The sequence below is a fragment of the Nocardia sp. NPDC004168 genome, from assembly GCF_040610355.1.
GTDB lineage: Bacteria > Actinomycetota > Actinomycetes > Mycobacteriales > Mycobacteriaceae > Nocardia > Nocardia sichangensis.
Genome location: NZ_JBEXME010000024.1, coordinates 46,930 through 50,159, shown reverse-complemented (window position 1 = coordinate 50,159; position 3,230 = coordinate 46,930). Strand labels below are relative to the sequence as shown.

At 68.8% G+C, this 3,230-nt stretch carries 5 protein-coding genes; 1 reads left to right on the top strand and 4 read right to left on the bottom strand.

Features of this window, described 5'->3' with window-relative positions; all coding sequences use genetic code 11:
- Nucleotides 1-6: 6 nt before the first annotated feature.
- Genes ABZW96_RS29995 through radC form a run of 3 tightly spaced genes read right to left on the bottom strand, consistent with a single transcriptional unit; the run spans nucleotide 7 to nucleotide 2,425 of the window.
- Entirely contained in the window at nucleotides 7-1,035 is a 1,029-nt protein-coding gene (locus ABZW96_RS29995) for a HEAT repeat domain-containing protein (RefSeq protein WP_355079069.1), read from the bottom strand.
- Nucleotides 1,029-1,715, bottom strand: coding sequence for a HEAT repeat domain-containing protein (locus ABZW96_RS29990; RefSeq protein WP_355079120.1), 687 nt, complete (start codon nucleotides 1,713-1,715; stop codon nucleotides 1,029-1,031). Before ABZW96_RS29990 ends, ABZW96_RS29995 begins: the two co-directional genes overlap by 7 nt.
- Before the next feature lie 38 nt (nucleotides 1,716-1,753).
- On the bottom strand, nucleotides 1,754-2,425 hold the full coding sequence (radC, locus tag ABZW96_RS29985; RefSeq protein WP_355079067.1) for a DNA repair protein RadC: 672 nt from the start codon (nucleotides 2,423-2,425) through the stop codon (nucleotides 1,754-1,756).
- 198 nt (nucleotides 2,426-2,623) lie between these two features.
- On the opposite strand from radC, the gene ABZW96_RS29980 reads away from it, so the two are divergent.
- Nucleotides 2,624-2,923: a hypothetical protein gene (locus ABZW96_RS29980; protein WP_355079065.1), complete on the top strand. Its 300-nt coding sequence runs from the start codon at nucleotides 2,624-2,626 to the stop codon at nucleotides 2,921-2,923.
- A gap of 15 nt (nucleotides 2,924-2,938) precedes the next feature.
- Here ABZW96_RS29980 and ABZW96_RS29975 read toward each other — a convergent pair whose 3' ends face one another.
- A complete protein-coding gene (locus ABZW96_RS29975) occupies nucleotides 2,939-3,136 on the bottom strand; it encodes a type II toxin-antitoxin system VapB family antitoxin (RefSeq protein ID WP_355079063.1) in 198 nt (65 codons plus the stop codon).
- Nucleotides 3,137-3,230: the final 94 nt, after the last annotated feature.

The window sequence follows — 3,230 nt, the reverse complement described above, 5'->3', positions numbered from 1 at the left end:
GAGCTGTCAGGGTTGCCCCGGCTCCCCGCCGTGTCGTGCTACGAGCGTTTCCACGAGGGCCGAGGCTATGGCCGCCACAGCGCGATCCTCATCGCAGGACAGTTGCCGCAGGGTATCCAGCGCGATGGTCCCCGGCATTTCAGCGAGCGCCTGGGTCAGTCGGATTCGCACCGCCGAGTCCGCCGCATATGCGGTGAGCTGTTCCACCAGCGCACTTATGATCCGATCCGCCCACTCCGCGTCCTGCGCCAGCGTTCCCAAGAGTTCGGCCGCCTCGACGTCGTTCGGGCCTTCGACCACCGTGTCGACAAGCGCGGGCACGGCCCGGGTCACGCCGCGCCCACCCAGGGCGAGAGCAGCGTGTCTGCGGACCGTCGTGTCCGGGTCCTCGAGGGCGTCCGTGAGCGCCGCGGTCGCCTCGTCGCCCGGCAGCTCGGCGAGCGCGAGGACCGCGCGCCGCCGGACGTCGACGTCCTCGGAGCCCAGGCCGGACGCCACGCTCGCCACCCCGTCACCGCCGGCCCGTGCCAGCGCCCACCGCAAAGCCCCGGCCACATACGGATCGGATTCGGTGAGCACCGCCTCGGCCAGCAGTTCGGCAGGCACCGCTACGTCCTCGGCCGGCGCCAAGACGGCCTGCTGCCGCCGGGCGGGGCTCTGCGAACCGAGTCCGTGCAGCAGTTCGATGATGCGCAGGACGTCTTGCCAGCGGGAGGGCTCGGTGGAATCGACCGTACGAAGCCGCTCCAGGAGTTCTCGCTCCCGGTCCAGTCGTTCTCCGGCTTTCCGAATGAGGTCTCCGACCAGCGCGGACGGGGTGAATGCGGCATCATCGAGAGCGCGCCCGATCTGGCTCAGTGACAGCCCCAGGGAGCGCAGGCCCTCGACATGGAAGATCCGCCGGATGTCTTCCGGCGAGTATTCCCGGTAACCGCCCACGGTGCGGCCGGTCGGTCGGACCAGCCCGAGTGAGTCGTAGTGCCTGAGCATGCGGGCGCTCACTCCCGAGCGGCGCGCCACCTCACCGATCAGCACGCAGTCGTCTCCTCCCGATCCGGGCCGAGCGCGACGACCCGCCGTGCCCCGTCGACGGCGAGGTCGAATCCGGCGTCCGGATCGCGCAGGAGCCGCTCCGTGGCGCGCGCATGCGCCCGCACCGTTGGATCGGGATCAGCCATCGCGGTCCGGAGGACCGGCTCGACCACCTCCCCGAGCGCGACCAGAGCGCGGCTCAAGCTCAACCGTACCTCCCGGTCTCCCCGGCCGAATTGCCTGGCCAGCTCCGCGCCCAGCCATTCCGTCGCTTCGTGGGGCACGAGAACGACGGCAGCACGCCAGGCACTTCGCGCGACTTCAACGTCGGCATCCTGGAGCAACGAGCTCGTGATCGCCGGCCACGCGCTCGGATCGCCGATCTTGGACAACGTGTGCAACGCTTGGCTCCGGGCCTGCGCACGCTCGGAACGCACCTCCGTGAGCAGTCTCGGCACCGTGAGCTCCGCCGGGAGCCGAGTCAGGGCCCACGTGAGCATGTCCCGCACGAAGAAGTCCGGCTCGATCGCGGACCGCTCTACCAGCGCCTCGATGAAACCGGGTTCGGGATGCGTGCCTACCGCCAGCGCCGCCTGCAGCCGCGTCGACGAATTCGCGGCCGCCAATGCGTCGAGCAGCCGGGTGTGCTGTGTATTCCTGTGTGTCGAATTGATGGGGACCACCTCCGACAGCCAGTGAAAGCCTTGACACAGTGAGAAGGTCAAGCGAACTTCGGTGCGCTCGTCCACCTCTCCCCCGCGATGACCACGTGGTCGAGGAAGCGGAGGCCTACGGTGTGGGCGGCTTCGGTGAGGAGGGTTGTGGTGTGTCGGTCGTCGGGGCTGGGGGTGAGGTCGCCGGAAGGGTGGTTGTGCACAATGGCGAAGGCTCGGCCGTCGTGGCGCAGGACGGTGTTCAGGATTTCCCGGACGGGGACGACGACCTGGTCGACAGCGCCTTCGGCGACGAAGACCTTCTGACGGAGGCGATTCCGGGCGTCGCAGATCAGGACGAGAAGACGCTCCACCCTGGCGCCCGTGAACAGCGGGAGGGCGGCGGCGGCCACGTCGGCGGGACTGGTGAGCCGGATCGACGTGTCCGGCCTGCCACGTGCTCGTGCGCCGAGGTGGAAGGCGGCGATGATCGCGGCGGCCTTCGCGACGCCGATGCCCGCCCGGCGCGACAACTCCTCCGGCCGCGCGGACGCCAGCCCGGCGAGACCGCCGTGCTCGACCAGCAACTCCACCGCCAGGTCCAGCGCGCTCGCACCGCGCCTGCCCTGGCGTAGCAGCAATGCGAGCAGCTCCGCGTCGCTCAGCGCGTGCGGCCCGAGCGCCAGCAACCGTTCACGCGGCCGCTGCGTCACCGGCACGTCGACTAGAGAGACCGCCATGACTCCCACCCCTCGGTCACGCCAACAGTGCCCGGGATTCTGCCAGGGGCCACCGACACTCAGGCCAGAACTCGACCGCGACCCTCACCTCACGCACCCCGTCAGCTCAGCAGCGGGACGCCGACCCGCGACACCCATATGCTGGCTGATATGCGGTTCGGCAACCGAGTCGGTCACGAACTGGGGAGTTGATGCGCGATGTGGTACCTGAAGGCGCAATGGCACCACGATTTCGACGACGAGCCGGTGGAGCTGTTCAGCGAGATCGGCGACGACGGTTTCGAGGTGCGCAAGGTCGAGGTGTTCCGGGACGGCCACCGCGACTGGGCCGATTCCGGTCGCGGCACAGGCACCACCGAACTCGGGCAGATCCCGGTTCCCACGCCGGACGAACTGAACGCCGAGACCGAGTTCACCGCACTCCAGATCGACGCCAGGGAGTTCGACGAGGTCTGGCAGCGCGCTCTCGAGGAGCGGCGGCCCACTTCTCCCAGATAACCGGTTCCAGAAGGCCTAGCGGTCCACCACCGCGACGTCCGGTAGCCCGACGAACATCTTCGCGGCGAGCCGCTGCAGATTGTGCAGCTGGCGCTCGTGCACGACGATCCGGCGCAAGGCCTCGTTGACGGTGGCGTCACTGGTCGACGTGCCCATGATGGCGGCGGCCGCGGCGAGCAGGTCCTGGTCGAGATCGATCCGCACGGATTTCATGCGCCCTCCTTCATACTTTCGCCATCTTGCGGCATAACGCCCGTTCATGTCCGGCAAATCGAGAACTCGGCCTTGTGCAAATACCCTACGGGGG